Genomic DNA, 17,702 nt, shown 5'->3' on the forward strand with positions numbered 1-17,702 from the left:
TTACCACGTGCCGGTAGTCGCCTCCGGTAGGCTGAGTTTGCCGCGATCAACGAAACGCATCGTGCCGAACACGCCACCGGCCAATTTGCCCCGAAGCACGTACGGCAGATTGTTCAGTGTCTGCGTCTGACCCAGCCCGAAAGTCTGACGCAGCACCGAGAAGGCTGAAACACTCACCGGCACCACAATCACCGCTTCGGAAAAGCGCGGGATCGAGCCCGTTTGGTCGCTGACACCGGAGGCGAGTGATTGCCCGTTCACCTCCAGATCCAGGGCCACGCCGTTGTAGTCGATCGCCGTTTCATTGGGGTTTTGCACGCGCAGCTTTACCGCAAAACGCACTTCCAGTTCCTGGCTTGGCAGCGGCTCGATACCGACCACGTTGATGTTCAGCGGATCGCGATGAGGGAACAGGGCGCAGGCGCTCAGCGAGAGCAACAGGAGGGACAGAGGCAGGTATAGAGAAAGTGCGAACAATCTGCGCATGGACAGGTTCTCGTAAAGAAAAAGGCCGAGCCGCTCGAGGCTCGGCTCTTGAGCATTACGCACGGTTCAACTGTGCGACAGCCGCAGGTGAAGCGGGTTCACCCTTGGCCGCAGCATCCGGGTTCTGCATCACCTGAAGCACCGAGGCTTCCGGGTCGAACTCGTCTTCTTCCAGCTCGATGAATTCTTCGGGCAGGAAGATATTCAGCACGATAGCGCACAACGCACCGACGGTGATCGGTGATTCGAAGATGTTGTGCAGCGCCTTCGGCAACTCGCGCAACACTTCAGGCACTGCCGCGACGCCCAAGCCCATGCCGAGGGAAATCGCCACGATCAGCATGTTGCGCCGATGCAGGCCAGCCTCGGCGAGAATCTTGATCCCGGCCACTGCCACGGTACCGAACATCACCAGTTCAGCGCCGCCAAGCACCGGTTTTGGCATCAATTGCAGTACCGCGCCGATCATCGGGAACAACCCCAATACCACCAACAGGCCGGCAATGAAAAACGCCACATAGCGGCTGGCCACGCCCGTGAGCTGAATCACGCCGTTGTTCTGCGCGAAGGTCACCATCGGCATGCTGTTGAACACCGCAGCCATCGCCGAATTGAGACCGTCGGCCAGCAACCCGGATTTGATCCGGCGAATATAGACCGGGCCTTTGACTGGCTGCCGGGAAATCATCGAATTGGCGGTCAAGTCACCGGCAGCCTCCAAGGGCGACACCAGGAAAATCACCGCCACCGGCACAAACGCCACCCAGTCGAATGAGAAACCGTACTTGAACGGTACGGGCACACTCATCAGCGGCACGGTGGGCAGGCTGGTGAAATCGACCTGGCCCATGAACCAGGCGACCGCATAACCGAGGGCCAGGCCGATGACGATCGCGCCCAGGCGCAGGAACGGCACATCCACCCGGTTCAACACCACGATGGTCCCCAGCACCAGTGCCGCCAGCGCCAGATGGCTGGCCGCGCCGAGATCCGCCGCACCGAAACCGCCGGCAATGTCGGTCATGGCGACCTTGATCAGCGACAGGCCCATGAGGGTAATGATGGTGCCGGTCACCACCGGGGTGATCAGCATCCGCAGCTTGCCGATGAACTGGCTCAGTACCACTTCGATGAACGCGGCGAAAAAGCACACGCCGAAAATCGTCGAGAGGATTTCATCGGTGCCGCCGCCCCGCGCCTTGACCATGAAACCGGCGCTGAGAATGACGCTGATAAACGAGAAGCTGGTGCCTTGCAGGCACAACAGGCCGGAACCGACCGGGCCGAACCGCCGCGCCTGGACAAACGTGCCCAGCCCCGAAACGAACAGCGCCATGCTGATCAGATAAGGCACTTCACTTTGCAGGCCAAGGGCGCTGCCCATGATCAGCGTCGGCGTGATAATGCCAACGAAACTCGCCAGTACATGTTGCAGGGCGGCGAAGACCGTGGCGGTCAGGTGAGGGCGATCGTCGAGGCCGTAAATCAGATCGTTGTTGCGTGGGGCAAGGGCTTTTTCAGAGGCGGTCATGGTGGTTTGCGTGCCGAAAGGCGGGGCCGGGTCAGAAAATGGAGGCGCAGGATGCCAGCCGCGGGCAGTGAGGGCAACGTACAACGTGATCGCTTGCCACACTGCCCGTCAGTCAAGCGCAATCCATGTGGGAGCGGGCTTGCTCGCGAAGAGGCCGTGTCAGTCGACATTAATGTTGCCGGGTATACCGCCTTCGCGAGTAGGCCCGCTCCCACAGGTTCCGCTTCTGACTGACGGGCAATGTGGCAAGCCCCCTGCTATTCAAGCAAACGCCGCGAGCAAATCCTCTTCAAAGGCTTTTTGCGCATCCCCCGGCACCTGAGCGCGATGGCGGGCCAGATGGAACGCCACCTCAAAACTCATATCGCCCTGGCGCACGGCGCGCAGCAACCCTTTGTCTTCCCAGCTGCGGGCGAAGTGATCGGGCAAGTAGCCCACATGCTTGCCGGAAAGAATGAAGGCGAGGGTGCCTTCGACCTGCTCGGAACGCGCCGAACACATCTTCCCCTGAAACGGCTCGTCGCTGCGCAAGAAGCGGTAGGGGTGATCGACCCGGTCGCAGGCCTGAAGCGCTTGATCGTCAGGCGCCTCATCGGTGAACAGCGGATGCCCCGGGGCGCAATACAGGTGCTGGGTTTCAGTGAACAGTTCGCGGTAGTCAAAAGCACTCTGCGCCTGTGAGAAATAGCCGATCGCCAGATCCAGCCGTTGTTGCAGCAACAGCCGCTCCATTTCGCCGGGCATGGCGCTGATCAACTCGATACGCACCGATTCATCCCGTTCGCGAAAGCGCCGGATCGCCTCGGCAACCCGTTGCAGCACCGACTGATCAAGTGCTTCGGACAAGCCCAGGCGCACTTCGCCGATCAAGCGTCCGGCCACGCCGTTGGATTGATGACGGAACGCTTCGATGGATTCGAACAAGGCGCGAATGGCAAGAAGCAACTGCTCGCCTTTGGGGGTGATTTTGAACCCGCCCTTGCCGCGACTGCACAGGCGATAGCCGAGTCGGGTTTCGAGCCTGGCCATCTGCTGGCTGATGCTCGATTGGCTCAACCCCAATTCACCCTGAGCCGCACTGAAACCACCACATTCCACCACGCTGACAAACAGGCGCAGCAAGTGCAGGTCGAGGTCATGAAGTTGACCGAGCATCAAACATTACTCCGCAATAAAGTCAGGATAACTAACTTGGTATTTTTCCAATGTAACCGACGACGCATCCTGCAACCACTTCCTCCGGTCAGTGTTTGTCATGGCTCACTTTCCGTAGCCGCCAATCAGCCAACAATAAGGAACACACCATGGACGCCCCTGCACAAAACGATCAGGCCATGACCCGCGACAGTCTTTACGGGACTGCCGCCGAAAGCACCTACGCCGGTATCACCAGTTTCATGCGTCGCCGGTACAGTCGCGATTTGCGCGGTGTCGACGTGGTGGTCAGCGGCGTGCCGTTCGATACGGCTACCAGCCACCGTCCCGGCGCGCGTTTCGGACCGCGCGGCATTCGGACGGCGTCCACCGGGATTGCCTGGGAACGTCATTGGCCGTGGACGTTCGACCCGTTCGATCACTTGGCGGTGATTGACTACGGCGATTGCGCCTTCGATTACGGCACGCCGCAGTCGGTGCCGGACAGCATCGAAGCCCATGCCGAGCACATCCTGAGCGGTGGTTGCGCGATGCTGACGTTTGGCGGCGATCACTTCATCAGTTATCCGCTGCTCAAGGCCCATGCCCGTCAGCATGGCCCGTTGTCATTGATTCACTTCGACGCCCACAGCGACACTTGGCCGGATGAGGAGGGCAAGCGTGTCGACCACGGCACGATGTTCTGGCATGCGGCCGAAGAAGGGTTGGTGGATCCGTCGCGTTCGGTACAGATCGGGTTGCGCACCACCAATGACGATCATCAGGGCTTTCAAGTGCTGGATGCGCGGCAGGTGCATCGACAAGGGTGTGAAGCGATCGTCGCGGCGATTCGTGCGCGGGTCGGTGATCACCCGGTGTATCTGACCTTCGACATCGATTGCCTCGACCCGGCCTTCGCACCGGGCACCGGAACGCCGGTGTGCGGCGGCTTGAGCACGGTGCAGGCGCTTGAGATTCTCGGCGGTTTGCGCGGGATCAACCTGGTGGGGATGGACGTGGTGGAGGTGGCGCCGGCCTACGACAGCGCGGACATTACCTCACTGGCAGCGGCGACATTGGCGATGGAGATGCTGTGTTTGTATGCGGCCAGGCATAAGGTCGATCGGTAACACACAAACCAATGTGGGAGCGGGCTTGCTCGCGAAAGCGGCTTAACATTCAACATTTCTGTTGGCTGATACTCCGCTTTCGCGAGCAAGCCCGCTCCCACATTTGATCTATGTCCGGCCATTGGAGCGAGGTGTTATCGCTCCTGCCAGTTTCTGACAACAGCCTCTGCTAAGCTCCGGCGACTTTTCAGGAAAGAGCCTGCCGACCGTGTCGCGAACCAGCCGTTTACTGACTTTGTTACAAGTGCTGCGGGGCAAAAGTCGTCCGGTGACTGCCGCGACATTGGCCAGCGAACTGGAGATTTCCGAGCGCACGTTGTACCGCGACATCGCTGAACTCACCGCCCTCGGCGCGCCGATCTTTGGCGAGGCGGGGATCGGCTATGTGTTGCGCAGCGGTCTGTTTCTGCCGCCCTTGATGCTCAATGCCGATGAAACCGAAGCCATCGTGCTCGGATTGCGCTACGTAGATCAGCGTGGCGATGAGGTCTTGAGCAAAGCAGCGGCCGATGCCTTGGCAAAAATCGCCGCGGTACTCGACCCCGCCGCCCAGGAGGCCTTGCGCAATCCCACAGTACTGCCGGGCCCTCCGGGTTATGGCTATCCGCAAAATGCCGTGCCCTTGAATGTATTTCGCCAAGCCATCCGCGATCAGGCCAAGCTGCACATCGATTATGCGGACGCCAATCAGGTGCCGAGTCAGCGGCTGATCTGGCCACTGGCCCTGGGTTTTCTCAACGAGGTGCGGATCATCGTTGCCTGGTGTGAATTGCGCAGTGCCTATCGCACCTTTCGCACCGACCGGATCTCGGCTGCCAGTGAGCAGGGCGAACGTTATCCGGGGCGGCGCAGCGACCTGTTGCGCACTTGGCGCAAGCAGATGCAACTCGACGAAGCAGGGCGTTTCACTCCTGACAAGAACTGACACAGGCATGTTTTAGCATGGCTCCAGAATCAACTCACAAGGAGCCGTAAACATGTCCAATCCAGCCTCTTCACTGGCCCCCGCCATCGCCGCCTACATTGCTGCCGCCAATGCTCGCGATACGTCTAGGGTTGCCAGTTTTTTCGCTGAGGATGCCAACGTGTTCGATGAAGGGCAGCATCAAGTCGGCACGCAAGCCATCGCCCAATGGATGCAAGACACCGCACAACGTTATCAGCCCCGGGTCGAAGTGCTCGACGTTCAGCTGCGCACCGGTAAAGTGCTGGTGCACAACCTGATCTCCGGCACGTTTCCCGGCAGCCCGCTGGAACTGCGCTACATGTTCCGCCTCAATGAACAGGGCAAGATTGCCAGGCTGGATATCTCGCTGTAACCCGGTGCTGTGTCGCTGCGCGGAACCTGTGGGAGCGGGCTTGCTCGCGAAGGCATCGGGTCAGCCAACATCAATGTTGAATGACACACCGCTTTCGCGAGCAAGCCCGCTCCCACAGGGGTTGAGCTTCGCCAGCTGCTATATACTGCCGCGCATGAATGTCGACTCTCCCTTAAGCGCTTGGCAACACGCCATCGAACACAAGGGCTTCGTCCAGGACGAAGCTCAGGAGCACGCCGTGTGGGCGCTGCAAAAATGCCACGAAGCCTTGCATGAAGACCGCATACCGGTCACCGGCGTGTACCTCTGGGGCCCGGTTGGGCGGGGCAAGACCTGGTTGATGGATCAGTTCTACCAAAACCTGCGCGTTCCCGCCCGGCGTCAGCACTTTCATCATTTCATGGGCTGGGTGCATCAGCGCTCCTTTCAATTGACTGGCACCGCCGACCCGTTGAAAGCCTTGGCCCGCGAACTGAGCCAGGAAGTGCGCGTGCTGTGTTTCGATGAACTGTTCGTCAACGACATCGGTGACGCGATCATTCTCGGGCGTTTGTTTCAGGTGATGTTCGAGCAGGGCGTGGTGGTGGTCTGCACCTCCAATCAGCCGCCGGATCAGCTGTACGCGGATGGCTTCAACCGTGACCGGTTCGTGCCGGCCATTATCGCAATCAAGCAACACATGCAGGTGATTGCAGTGGATGGCGGGGAAGATCATCGCCTGCACCCTGGCGCCGGTCTGCAGCGTTATTGGGTGAACGTACCGGGTCAACCCGGCGCCTTGAGCGAAGTGTTTAAAGCCTTGACCGTCGGCCGGTCGCTGTCCAGCGATCCGGTCAAGATCGGCTACCGTTCGGTCAATGTGATGCAGGCCAGTCAAACCGTGCTCTGGTGCCGTTACGCCGAGCTCTGCGAGCAGCCGTTTGCCGCCATGGACTTCATGGCCCTGTGCGACAAATTCAGCGCTATTCTGTTGAGCGACGTGCCCAACCTCAGCGCGCAAAAACGCGAAGGGCGCATCGCCCGCGGCACTGAAGACGGTGTCGAGCGGGTAGTGGCGGGCGATCGCGAGTTGCCGCAGTTGTCGGTGCATGACGACGGCGTGCGCCGGTTCATCGCCCTGGTGGACGAATGCTACGACCGCAAAGTGCCGCTGTACCTCGAAGCGCAGGTGCCGATGGAAGCGTTGTACACCGAGGGCTATCTGGAGTTTCCGTTTCGTCGCACCCTTAGTCGTCTGCAGGAAATGCAGCTACAACGTTTCGCCGAGGCTTGATATCCGGGAGGAGCGAACATGAATCAGCCCTTGTCCCACCATTTGCTGACCATGGCCTATCAGAACGCCTGGGCCAATCACCGACTGGCCAAGGCCTGGCTTCAGCTAAGCCCGGCCGAACTGGCGGCGCCGCGAGTCAGTTTCTTTCCCAGCCTCAGCGCGACCCTCAATCACATCCTGACCTGCGACTGGTTTTATGTGGATGCCCTGGAGCGGGAGTTGCGCGGTGACGAACCGCATCCCGATTGCTACGTGTTTTTCAACGAAGACGAGCCATTCACCCACGGCGTCGATCTCAAACGCGAGCAAGCCGTGGTGGACCGTCGACTGATCGCCTACTGCGAGCAACTGCGCGACGCAGACCTCGGACGGCTCGTGACCATCGCGCGCGACACCCCGCAACATGACAGCCGTTTGCGCATGCTGTCCCATTTGTTCGAGCATCAGATTCATCATCGCGGGCAGGTCCACGCGATGCTCAGTGGCACCTCGGTCAAGCCGCCGCAACTGGACGAGTTTTTCTGTGCTGGTGAGTCGGCGTTGAGGGCTGAGGACTTTGCGGAGTTGGGATGGACCGAGTCATTGATCTGGGGTGTTTGAGGGAGAACGATCACAACAGGATCCGGTTGTCGGCACCCCGGCACTCGCGATAAGGTCACTGGACCTTTCAGTGCGCAAGAGGCGAACTGGGGCAACTTGTGTGATTGAGGGTGGAAATGGAATCCGCAGAAATTCTTGTGCTTCAGGCCAGCTACACCAACCCGGTGCATGCCGAGGCGATTTGTCTTGTATTGAACCACTACGCCGAAGACCCGATGGGCGGCGGTCACCCGTTACCTGCCGATAGGTTGCAACAACTGCCGGGGGAACTGGCCAAACGTCCCCATGCGTTCAGCGTACTGGCGTTTGTTGGCGGCGAGCCGGCAGGGCTGGTCAACTGCTTTGAAGGTTTTTCGACCTTCGCTTGCCGGCCGCTAGTCAACGTGCACGACGTGGCAGTGGTGTCGAAGTTTCGCGGGTTGGGGCTTAGTCAGAAGATGCTGCACAAAGTCGAAGACATCGCGCGCCAGCGCGGCTGCTGCAAAATCACCCTGGAAGTACTGGAAGGCAATGCGGTGGCTCAGGGGGCCTACGGCAAATTCGGTTTTTCGCCAGGCATGTTCGACCCGGCGCACGGGCGGATGCTGTTCTGGATCAAGGCACTTTAATTCGCAATCCACAATCTTGTGGGAGCGGGCTTGGGTGGCGAGGGGGCTTGCCCCCGTTCGGCTGCGAAGCAGTCGTAAATCCTTTACATGCGGTTTAACTTTGAAATGCCGGGGGGCGCTTCGCACCCCAACGGGGGCAAGCCCCCTCGCCACAGTACTCCTCGCCACACAAGCCCGCTCCGCAGGATCCGCGCCAAAACTACTGCTGAACAACTGCCGGCGTGATAGGCGCTCCTTTGGGTTTCATCAAGCTGAAGTCGATCAACGGCCGCTGCTGACGCTCATAAGGGTTACCGATCATCAATGGCCGAGGCTTGAAGCTGTCGCTGACCAGGCTTTTACTGCGGTCCAGCTCATCGAAACTCAGGCCTGCCAGGTCCGCCCAGGTGTGAATCAGCTGAGAACTGCTATACGGCCGGCTCAGATCGCCGGCAAAACTCCAGTCATGGGTTTCGCGCCATTTCGGCGAAGCCCAGGCCATGAACGGAATGGTGTACATCGGCGCTGTCGGTTTGCTCTCGTTGCGGCCCAGGGTTTTATGGCCAGCGGAGTCGAAGACGTCTTCGCCATGGTCGGAGAGGTACAGCAGGAAGCCGTTCGGATCAGACTTGGCGTAGTCCTTGATCAGGCTCGACACCACGAAGTCGTTGTACAGCACTGCGTTGTCGTAGCTGTTGTATGTCGGCACCTGATCGTCACGCACGCCGTCCGGAACGCCTTTGCGGTCGGTGAATTTGTTGAACGTTTGTGGGTAACGGTACTGGTAGCTCATGTGCGTGCCGAGCAAATGCACAACGATCAGCTTGCGCGGCGCCGCGTCAGCCAAAGCCTTGTTGAACGGCTCAATCACATCGCCATCGTACTGGGCGGCGTTCTGGTTGCGGTTGTTGTTCAGATACACCTGCTCGTCGGCCTGCTCGGAGAAGGTCGTGAGCATGGTGTTGCGCTTGGTCATGGTCTGCTGGTTGGTGATCCAGAAGGTCTTGTAACCCGCCTGTTTCATCATGCTGACCACTGACGGTGTCGACAGGTAGAGGTCGGGGTTTTCTTCGTCGGCGAATGTCAGTACCTGCTGCAACGCTTCGATGGTGTAGGGGCGCGGGGTAATGACGTTATCGAAAACCGCCAGTTGGTCCTTGAGCTTGTCCAGTTCCGGGGTGGTTTCCCGAGGGTAGCCGTACAGGCTCATGCGCTGACGGTTGGTGGACTCGCCGATCACCAGCACCAAAGTCGCTGGCTGATTGGCCATCGAATCGGAGAGGTTCTTGAGCGGTGCAATCTTGCTGGCGCTGTGAAGCATGTCTTGCATGCCGGCCAGGGTATCGAGGTAACGGTGATAGGCCACGGCCATCTGCCACGGCACCGCGGGCTCGATGCGGGTTTCGAATTTCTCGAAGCCGCCCGCCAGGCTGCCGGTGCGCACGGTCTGCTTGATCATCGGGTAACCGATCACCGCCACCAGAATGGCTGTCGCTGCTATCAGTGCCTGACCGCGTGGCAGGTACACCGGACGCAAGCGGGTCCAAAGGAAATACGCGAACACGGTATGGGCGAGGAACGCCGCCACCATCCACCAGGCAAAATACTGGGTCATGTACTCGCCGGCTTCAGACACGTTCGATTCGAACATGATGAAGATGACGCTCTGGGAAAATTCCTGCTGATAGATGAAGAAATAACCGAGGCTGGCCATCGAGCAGGCCCACAGCACCACGCCGATCAGCGCGGCCATCACACGTGTTTGCTTGGGAAACAGCAGCATCGGCGCGAGCCAGATGGCGCTCATCACAAAGGCCTGACGGAACCCGGTAAAACCGGAAGTGCCTGTCAGTTGAATCAGCAGTTGGGTGATGCCGGAAAAATACCAGAAGAACAGAAATAACCAGAGAAATCCTGCCCAATCAAAACCTTTCGCAGACGTTTTGCTGCGTTTAAACAAAGCCATTCAGAACTCCAGCCTGATAATTACTTCGGCCGTCGGCACTTTCCTTGTCGCAGACGAACAAGCGCCGCGCGGATACCGAGCGGCCACAATGAGCCGGAGTATCGACAAGAAGGTGTGAAAACTTTGTGAGTTGCCGGAGCAGGCAGGGTGCAGCGAGTCGGAAACAGCGGTGGCTGCTTCCGAGTCAAACGAGGGGTCAGGCGTGGGGAACACGTTGGGTAACAGGCCAGGGCTGAACCTGATTGCCTTGGGTCAGCAGGCGCAATTGCGCGACTTCCTGCTTCAACTGGTCACGCTCGTCTTTCAACTGGCGCAGTTCATCGCGACGGATTGTGACGTAAAGGGTTTGTGCTGGCAGTGCTGTGTGTATGGTGCCCATTGCTCACCTCGCAAATGGCTGTCTCAACTGTAAGTACGCTCCCTGAAATCAGGTGCTTACTTACTATCGGCGCCAATATTGATTTCTTTTGCCCTCGAAGGGAACTTTTTTATTTTTCATGGTCGTTGTGTCTTCGGGACGATTCCCGACGTTATCAGTCTGGATCGGGCACAATGCCCGGAAACTATGTGCCAGCGCTCTGGACTAACCCTCATTAGTCGCGTTGGGCTATAACCTTTGACACACTTTATTTGTAGTAGGGAGCATCAGTACATGCAACTCGGGATTATTGGACTGGGCCGCATGGGCGGCAATATTGCGCGGCGCCTGATGCTCAACGGACATACCACCGTTGTTTACGACCGCAATACCGCCTTTGTCGACACCCTGGCTGAAGAAGGCGCCACTGGTGTTGCCGACTTGCCAGCCCTGGTCGCTGGCCTGGCCAAACCACGCGCGGTGTGGGTCATGCTGCCCGCCGGCGCACCGACCGAAGACACCATCGACACCCTGAGCAACTTGCTTGACGCTGGCGATACCATCATCGACGGCGGCAACACCTTCTATAAAGACGACATCCGCCGGGCCAAAACCTTGTCGGAAAAAGGCCTGCACTACATCGACGTTGGAACCTCCGGCGGCGTCTGGGGCCTGGAACGTGGCTACTGCATGATGATCGGCGGCGATACCGAGACCGTTAAGCGTCTCGACCCGCTGTTCGAAAGCCTGGCCCCGGGCATGGGCGACATCCCACGCACCAAGGATCGCAAGTCCGATGACGATCGCGCCGAGCGCGGTTACATCCACGCAGGCCCCGCTGGTGCCGGGCATTTCGTGAAGATGATTCACAACGGCATCGAATACGGAATGATGCAGGCCTTCGCCGAAGGCTTCGACATTCTCAAGACCAAGGCCAGCACCAATCTGCCGGAAGATCAGCGCTTCGACCTGAACGTCGCCGACATCGCCGAAGTCTGGCGTCGTGGCAGCGTGGTGTCGTCCTGGCTGCTCGACCTGACCGCCGACGCCCTGGCCAGCGATCCGAAACTCGAGGGTTACTCAGGCTCGGTGGCTGACAGCGGTGAAGGTCGCTGGACCATCGAAGCGGCCATGGAGCAATCGGTACCGGTACCGGTGCTGTCGAACTCGCTGTTCTCCCGCTACCGTTCACGCGGGCAAGGCACCTTTGGCGATAAAATTCTCTCGGCCCAGCGCTTCGGCTTCGGCGGCCATGTGGAGACTTCGAAAAAATGACTCATGTGATCCGCAGGAAATCCAAGGCAGAACCCGCACCGCCTACCACGCTGTTTCTGTTCGGTGCCCATGGTGATCTGGTCAAGCGCCTGCTGATGCCGGCGCTGTACAACCTGAGTCGCGACGGTTTGCTGGGGAATGGACTGCGGATCATCGGCGTTGATCACAACGCCATCAGCGACGAAGCCTTTGCCAAAAAACTCGAAGACTTCATTCGGGCGGAAGTGGCGGCCAAGGTCGGCAAGGGCGATCACGCCCTTGACCCGGCATTGTGGGCCAAACTGGCCAAGCACATCAGCTACGTCCAGGGCGACTTCCTTGACGAACGCACCTACGAAGCACTGGCGGCGAAGATCATCGCCAGCGGTACCGGCAATGCGATTTTCTACCTCGCCACCGCGCCGCGCTTTTTCAGCGAAGTGGTGCGGCGTCTCGGCGCTGCCGGATTGCTGCAGGAAACCCCTGAAGCGTTCAGAAGGGTGGTGATCGAAAAACCTTTCGGCTCCGACTTGCACACCGCCGAAGCCTTGAATGCGTGCTTGCTCAAAGTGATGACGGAAAAGCAGATCTACCGGATCGATCACTATCTGGGCAAGGAAACCGTGCAAAACATTCTGGTCAGCCGGTTTTCCAACAGCCTGTTCGAAGCCTTCTGGAACAACCATTACATCGACCACGTGCAAATCACCGCCGCCGAAACCGTCGGCGTGGAAACCCGTGGCAGTTTTTATGAGGTCACCGGCGCCCTGCGGGACATGGTGCCCAATCACCTGTTCCAATTATTGGCGATGGTGGCCATGGAACCACCGGCCGCTTTTGGCGCCGATGCAGTACGCGGCGAAAAAGCCAAAGTCGTCGGCGCGATCCGCCCCTGGACGACCGAGGAAGCGCGAGCCAACTCGGTGCGCGGCCAATACACCGCCGGCGAGATTGGTGGCGAGCCGCTGCCCGGTTATCGCCAGGAAGCCAACGTGGCGCCCGACAGCACGACCGAAACCTATGTCGCGCTCAAAGTCATGATCGACAACTGGCGCTGGGTCGGCGTACCGTTCTACCTGCGCACCGGCAAGCGCATGAGCGCGCGCGATACCGAGATTGTCATTTGCTTCAAACCGGCTCCGTACGCGCAGTTCCGCGACACCGAGGTCGATGAGTTGCAGCCGACCTACCTGCGAATCCAGATTCAACCCAACGAAGGCATGTGGTTCGACCTGCTGGCCAAGCGGCCGGGACCGGCGTTGAACATGGCCAATATCGAGTTGGGTTTTGCCTACAAGGACTTCTTTGAAATGCAGCCATCGACCGGCTATGAAACCTTGATCTACGACTGCCTGACCGGCGATCAGACGCTGTTCCAGCGTGCCGACAACATCGAGAACGGCTGGCGCGCCGTGCAGCCATTCCTCGACGCTTGGGAGCAGGATGCAACAGTGCAGAGCTATGTGGCTGGCGAAGATGGGCCACAGACCGCTGACGAGCTGCTGACCCGCGACGGCCGCGTTTGGCACAGCGTCGGTGAGTGACGTAACGCAACAACCCATCCGTTTTCTGCTCAGTGACATGGACGGCACTTTACTGCTCCCTGATCACAGCCTCAGTCAGCGCACGATCGAAGCAGTCCGCGCGTTGCGCGAGGCCGGCGTGCTGTTCAGCCTGGCCACCGGGCGTCCGCCCAAAGCCATGTTGCAGCAGATCGAAGCCCTGGGTGTCGATCTGCCGACGGCGGCCTTCAATGGCGGCACAATCGTCAACCCGGACGGCAGTTTGCTGGTTGCGCATTATTTGCCGGCGACGTCAGCGTTGACGGCGCTGACGCTGTTTGCCGATCAGCCGGACATTGAGGTTTGGGTGTTCAGTGGCGGCGACTGGCTGTTGAAGGATCCGTACGGCCCGATGGTTCCTCGAGAACAGCATGGCCTCGGCTATCCGCCGGTGGTGGTCGAGAGTTTTGAGCCTTACATGGCGCGTATCGACAAAATTGTCGCCGCCAGCAATAACGCCGAACTGTTGATCGAACTGGAAGCGCAGTTGCTGCCCAAGGTCGAAGGGCAGGCGCAGGTCTCGCGCTCACAACCGATCTATCTGGACGTGACGGCGATGCTGGCTAACAAGGGCGAGGCATTGGCGACACTGGCCGAGTTTCTCGGGGTGCCGTTGGAACAGACCGCCGCCCTCGGTGATGGCGGCAACGACCCGGCGATGTTTCACCGGGCCGGATTGTCGATCGCCATGGGTCAGGCGGAAGAGGCGGTGAAGCGTCAGGCCGACGTGGTGACCGGGGCCAATACCGAAGACGGTGCGGCCCAGGCGATCGAGAAGTACATCCTTCCTCGATAACGACACAAAACCAATGTGGGAGCGGGCTTGCTCGCGAAGAGGCCGTCACATTCAACATCGTTGTTGAATGACACTTCCCCTTCGCGAGCAAGCCCGCTCCCACATTTTGTTCAGCGTTACAGCCAGTAACTCACCGCATACCAGCCCAGCACGCCCATCACCACGGTGTAAGGCACCGCCATCCACACCATCCTCCCGTACGACAGACGAATCAGCGGGGCAATCGCCGAGGTCAGCAGGAACAGGAACGCCGCCTGACCATTGGGCGTTGCCACGCTCGGCAGGTTGGTGCCGGTATTGATCGCAATGGCCAGGGTTTCAAAGTGCTCGCGGCTCATGTGGCCGGAGATGAACGCCTGTTTCACTTCGGTGATGTAAATGGTCGCAACGAATACGTTGTCGCTGATGGCCGACAACAAGCCATTGGCAATAAACAGCATGCCCGGTTGTTGATCTGCCGGTAGTGCCAGCACCCACTGGATCAGCGGCGTGAACAGTTGCTGATCATGAATCACCGCCACCACTGCGAAAAACACCACCAGCAGCGCGGTGAACGGCATCGCATCCCTGAACGCGTTGCCAATACGGTGCTCATCGGTAATGCCGGTGAACGCAGTGATCAGCACGATCACCATCAAACCGATCAGGCCGACTTCAGCAATGTGAAACGCCAGCCCGGCAATCAGAATCAGTGCCGCCACTCCTTGAACCAGCAACGCAGCGCGCTGACGTGCAGTGCGTTCGGCGTTGTCTTCGGCGGCGTAGTTGGCCAGCACCGCACGCACGTTGTCCGGCAGCAGCGTGCCATAGCCGAACCAGCGCAGTTTCTCCAGCAGCACGCAAGTCACCAGGCCGGCTGCCAGCACTGGCAACGACACCGGGGCGATCTTCAGAAAGAACTCGGCGAAGTGCCACCCCATCTCATGGCCGATCAGCAGGTTCTGCGGCTCGCCAACCAGCGTGCACACGCCACCCAACGCGGTGCCGACAGCACCGTGCATCAGCAGGCTGCGCAGGAAGGCGCGGAACTGTTCGAGGTCGGCATGATGAAGGCTGGGTAAATGCCGGTCGTCGCTGAACTCGGCATCCTCGCGCGGATCGTGGCCTGAGGCGACGCGGTGATACACCGAATAAAACCCCACGGAGGCACTGATGATTACTGCCGTCACGGTCAGCGCATCGAGAAACGCTGACAGAAACGCGGACAGGAAACAGAACATCAATGCCAGCAGGGCCTTGGAGCGAACCCCCAACAGCAGGCGCGAAAACAGAAACAGCAGCAGGTCTTTCATGAAGTAGATGCCTGCCACCATGAACATCAGCAGCAGGATCACCGGAAAGTTGTGCACCAGCTCATCATAGAGTGCCTGGGGCGTGGTCATTTTCAGCAGCAGCGCTTCGACCAGTAGCAAGCCACCGGGCATCAGCGGGTAACACTTGAGCGCCATGGCCAGGGTGAAGATGAACTCCAGCACCAACAGCCAGCCGGCCGCCACCGGACCGACCGTCCACAACACCAGGGCGTTGAGAATCAGAAAGCCGACAATGCTCGCCTTGTACCAACGAGGTGAGTGCCCGAGAAAGTTGTGCGCGAAGGCCTGGGCCATTGAACCGGACATCGGCTACTCCTTGTATTAAGAAGCGCGCAACTTGCCGTAAGAAGAACAGAAGATCAAGTGCAGGCAAATGGCGTTGGCCTAACACTGATAACGCGCGACGATCGCGCGGCAGTTTCCGTCCAGTGAATAGCCGCCTATGACAATGCAGCCGTCGGCCTGAATGGCCAATGAAGTAGCGGTATGCGAACCGCGACCCAGGCGTGTGCGACACCAGCCAATGCCCTTGGCAAAACTGCGATCCAGCTGCCCACTGGGTAAATATCGGGCAAAAATGAAATCGGCTTCGATCCCGCCGACCATCGATCCAACTGTCAGCACACGTCCATCCGGTTGAGTCTCGGCGGCGGTCCAGCGGCAACTGCTGCGGCCGACGCCTAAAAGCTTTGGCTTGCCACCGTTGCAATGAATATCGGGTCGGCCATTACTGTGAACTTTCAGAGACAGGCAGAGCATCGGGTCGCGACTGCTGCCAAAACAATGCAAGTCACCATTTTCATGCTGGACGATCTGGTTGATCTGAGCGCTGTGCTCCCGTGCCTTGAAGGTCATGAAACCATCCACGGCGAAGCTGTCATCCAGTCGGCCGTCCGGGTGATAGCGCGCCAGCAGACCTTCCTCGGGAAAATTGATTGATCCACTCACCAGGATTCGACCATCGCGTTGCACCATCAGACTGCTGAGCCAGGTGTTCATCAACAAGTGCCGAACCATGACGAAGCCGCGACCGTTGAAGCTGTCGTCCAGCGAGCCGTCGGCGTTGAGTCGTATCAGCATGCCGACGTGATCGGTCGGTTCGAAGTAATGATTGGTCAGCAGCAGGATTCGACCGTCGTCCTGCACACAGACATCACAGGCTTCGGCGCTCGGCACGCCGGGCGGTAACCAGGCGTCGCGAGCACCCCAGGAAAGATTACCCGGAAGGTGCACCACGCAACGTCCATTGTCGCCGAAGCCCTGGACCGGGCAGCCTTGCTGATCAAACATCGCCAGGGCGGGCAGCGTACGGTGAGCATTCTCGTAGTGCAGGCCGGCCACCAGAATGTGCCCGTTGGGCAATGCCCGTGCTTTGCCAGCCATGGCCTCGAAGCCGAGTGCGAACTGGCCGCTGATGCTGCCTTTTATGCCGAATGCCAGATCCGCCGAACCATCTGCAAGCAGGCGGGCCAGGCCAAAGCGTTGGCCGCCCGGCGTACCGACCTTTGCCGCCACCAACAACCGGCCAACGTGGTCAATCGCAACCCCATTGGTCATGCTGGAGAGACTGCCGGCGAAATACACTTGAGTCTTGCCGGTGCCAGCGAAATTCGTATCGAGCCGTTCGGCGCCATTCACGGTTGCAGGTAAGGCAAAAGCAGTCTGGGGTGACATGCATGCATCTCCTTGCCAGTCGTCCTTATCCGGGTGCCCGGAGGGTGACTACATGAGCAAAACATTCAATCCCTGAATGACTCGGCGCACAACTGTTTTCATGAGCCGGAAGAGGGGCATTTTGTGCCAGAACAGTGTCTTTTCGAACCACTGAAAAGCCTGCCAAGTAATCCGGCGGTTAGAAGTTGAAACAGGGGGAGGGTATTGCGCAGCTGACTGTAGAAAATCGTCAACTAAAAAGAAGGGGGCGCGGATTGCCAGGCGGGCAATCCGCGAAAACGCTTAGTGCGGCATGGACCACGATTGCAGTGTGTAACCTTCCTGGCTCAACTCGGCACGGGCTTCTTCCAGCAAGTGTTCGAGTTGCTCTGGATCGGAATAGGCACTGCTTGGAATTTGTTTACGGCCGATACGAGTACTAGTGCGATCGATGATAGTCAGGCTGAGCTCGCCATTACCGTCTTGTGGTGCCCAGGCCACGCATTGAAAGGGTTGGAATGCGCGGTCGGCAATCAAAAGTGCTTCGTTGATACGGAGCGGGGCGTTCATGGGATCTTCTCTCTGTATGCCCAATCAAGTGATCTGCCGTCGGTTGGGCTTACCGTTCGGCTGGTTACTTGTACTGATGCCCGCAACCGGGGTTTAGGTCACACACAATCAAAAGAAATTTCAACTTTCTTTGATTGATTCGATATTCAGGCCGTTTCTGAAAGCTGAAT

Annotated in this window: 17 protein-coding genes; 9 read left to right on the forward strand and 8 right to left on the reverse strand. The window is 59.1% G+C overall.

Annotated features, from left to right (window positions below; all coding sequences use genetic code 11):
* From KVG95_RS05285 to KVG95_RS05295, 3 genes are all read right to left on the reverse strand, one after another.
* On the reverse strand, positions 1–486 hold the full coding sequence (locus KVG95_RS05285; protein ID WP_217854791.1) for an LEA/WHy family protein: 486 nt from the start codon (positions 484–486) through the stop codon (positions 1–3).
* A 55-nt stretch (positions 487–541) separates the two neighbouring features.
* Positions 542–2,017, reverse strand: a complete 1,476-nt coding sequence (locus KVG95_RS05290) for a nucleobase:cation symporter-2 family protein (protein WP_217854792.1) — start codon at positions 2,015–2,017, stop codon at positions 542–544.
* Positions 2,018–2,278: 261 nt separating this feature from the next.
* Positions 2,279–3,172, reverse strand: a complete 894-nt coding sequence (locus KVG95_RS05295) for a LysR family transcriptional regulator (protein WP_217854793.1) — start codon at positions 3,170–3,172, stop codon at positions 2,279–2,281.
* 149 nt (positions 3,173–3,321) lie between these two features.
* On the opposite strand from KVG95_RS05295, the gene speB reads away from it, so the two are divergent.
* The 6 genes from speB to KVG95_RS05325 all read left to right on the forward strand — a co-directional run bounded on the left by speB (position 3,322) and on the right by KVG95_RS05325 (position 8,081).
* Positions 3,322–4,281 (forward strand): agmatinase, encoded by a 960-nt coding sequence (speB, locus tag KVG95_RS05300; protein WP_217854794.1) that lies wholly within the window; start codon positions 3,322–3,324, stop codon positions 4,279–4,281.
* A 208-nt stretch (positions 4,282–4,489) separates the two neighbouring features.
* Positions 4,490–5,206 (forward strand): helix-turn-helix transcriptional regulator, encoded by a 717-nt coding sequence (locus tag KVG95_RS05305; protein WP_217854795.1) that lies wholly within the window; start codon positions 4,490–4,492, stop codon positions 5,204–5,206.
* 52 nt (positions 5,207–5,258) lie between these two features.
* Positions 5,259–5,600: a nuclear transport factor 2 family protein gene (locus tag KVG95_RS05310; RefSeq protein ID WP_007897370.1), complete on the forward strand. Its 342-nt coding sequence runs from the start codon at positions 5,259–5,261 to the stop codon at positions 5,598–5,600.
* 154 nt (positions 5,601–5,754) lie between these two features.
* Positions 5,755–6,873, forward strand: a complete 1,119-nt coding sequence (zapE, locus tag KVG95_RS05315) for a cell division protein ZapE (RefSeq protein WP_217854796.1) — start codon at positions 5,755–5,757, stop codon at positions 6,871–6,873.
* Positions 6,874–6,891: 18 nt separating this feature from the next.
* On the forward strand, positions 6,892–7,473 hold the full coding sequence (locus KVG95_RS05320) for a DinB family protein (protein ID WP_217854797.1): 582 nt from the start codon (positions 6,892–6,894) through the stop codon (positions 7,471–7,473).
* A 116-nt stretch (positions 7,474–7,589) separates the two neighbouring features.
* Complete coding sequence (locus KVG95_RS05325) at positions 7,590–8,081, forward strand: GNAT family N-acetyltransferase (protein WP_052963393.1); 492 nt, start codon at positions 7,590–7,592, stop codon at positions 8,079–8,081.
* 199 nt (positions 8,082–8,280) lie between these two features.
* On the opposite strand, the gene KVG95_RS05330 is transcribed toward KVG95_RS05325, so the two are convergent.
* Both KVG95_RS05330 and KVG95_RS05335 read right to left on the reverse strand, forming a co-directional pair.
* Positions 8,281–10,026: a phosphoethanolamine transferase CptA gene (locus KVG95_RS05330; protein ID WP_217854798.1), complete on the reverse strand. Its 1,746-nt coding sequence runs from the start codon at positions 10,024–10,026 to the stop codon at positions 8,281–8,283.
* 196 nt (positions 10,027–10,222) lie between these two features.
* Complete coding sequence (locus KVG95_RS05335; RefSeq protein ID WP_123722889.1) at positions 10,223–10,405, reverse strand: DUF6026 family protein; 183 nt, start codon at positions 10,403–10,405, stop codon at positions 10,223–10,225.
* Between the two features lie 273 nt (positions 10,406–10,678).
* Between KVG95_RS05335 and gnd the strand changes: the two genes are divergently transcribed.
* From gnd to KVG95_RS05350, 3 genes are read left to right on the forward strand one after another with little or no spacing between them, the layout of a single operon-like run.
* Positions 10,679–11,659 (forward strand): phosphogluconate dehydrogenase (NAD(+)-dependent, decarboxylating), encoded by a 981-nt coding sequence (gene gnd, locus KVG95_RS05340; protein WP_217854799.1) that lies wholly within the window; start codon positions 10,679–10,681, stop codon positions 11,657–11,659.
* Entirely contained in the window at positions 11,656–13,182 is a 1,527-nt protein-coding gene (gene zwf, locus KVG95_RS05345) for a glucose-6-phosphate dehydrogenase (RefSeq protein WP_217854800.1), read from the forward strand. The genes gnd and zwf overlap by 4 nt, the downstream gene beginning before the upstream one ends.
* Positions 13,175–13,996, forward strand: a complete 822-nt coding sequence (locus KVG95_RS05350; RefSeq protein WP_217854801.1) for an HAD family hydrolase — start codon at positions 13,175–13,177, stop codon at positions 13,994–13,996. The genes zwf and KVG95_RS05350 overlap by 8 nt, the downstream gene beginning before the upstream one ends.
* 116 nt (positions 13,997–14,112) lie before the next feature.
* On the opposite strand, the gene nhaB is transcribed toward KVG95_RS05350, so the two are convergent.
* The 3 genes from nhaB to KVG95_RS05365 all read right to left on the reverse strand — a co-directional run bounded on the left by nhaB (position 14,113) and on the right by KVG95_RS05365 (position 17,532).
* Positions 14,113–15,615 carry a sodium/proton antiporter NhaB gene (gene nhaB / locus KVG95_RS05355; protein ID WP_217854802.1) on the reverse strand — a complete coding sequence of 501 codons (1,503 nt, stop codon included), beginning with the start codon at positions 15,613–15,615 and terminating at the stop codon, positions 14,113–14,115.
* A gap of 78 nt (positions 15,616–15,693) precedes the next feature.
* Positions 15,694–16,983 (reverse strand): NHL repeat-containing protein, encoded by a 1,290-nt coding sequence (locus KVG95_RS05360; protein ID WP_217854803.1) that lies wholly within the window; start codon positions 16,981–16,983, stop codon positions 15,694–15,696.
* Positions 16,984–17,265: 282 nt separating this feature from the next.
* Positions 17,266–17,532, reverse strand: coding sequence for a hypothetical protein (locus KVG95_RS05365; RefSeq protein ID WP_217854804.1), 267 nt, complete (start codon positions 17,530–17,532; stop codon positions 17,266–17,268).
* Positions 17,533–17,702 lie beyond the last annotated feature (170 nt).

The sequence above is a fragment of the Pseudomonas farris genome (assembly GCF_019145235.1).
In the GTDB taxonomy this organism is placed as follows: Bacteria; Pseudomonadota; Gammaproteobacteria; order Pseudomonadales; family Pseudomonadaceae; genus Aquipseudomonas; species Aquipseudomonas farris.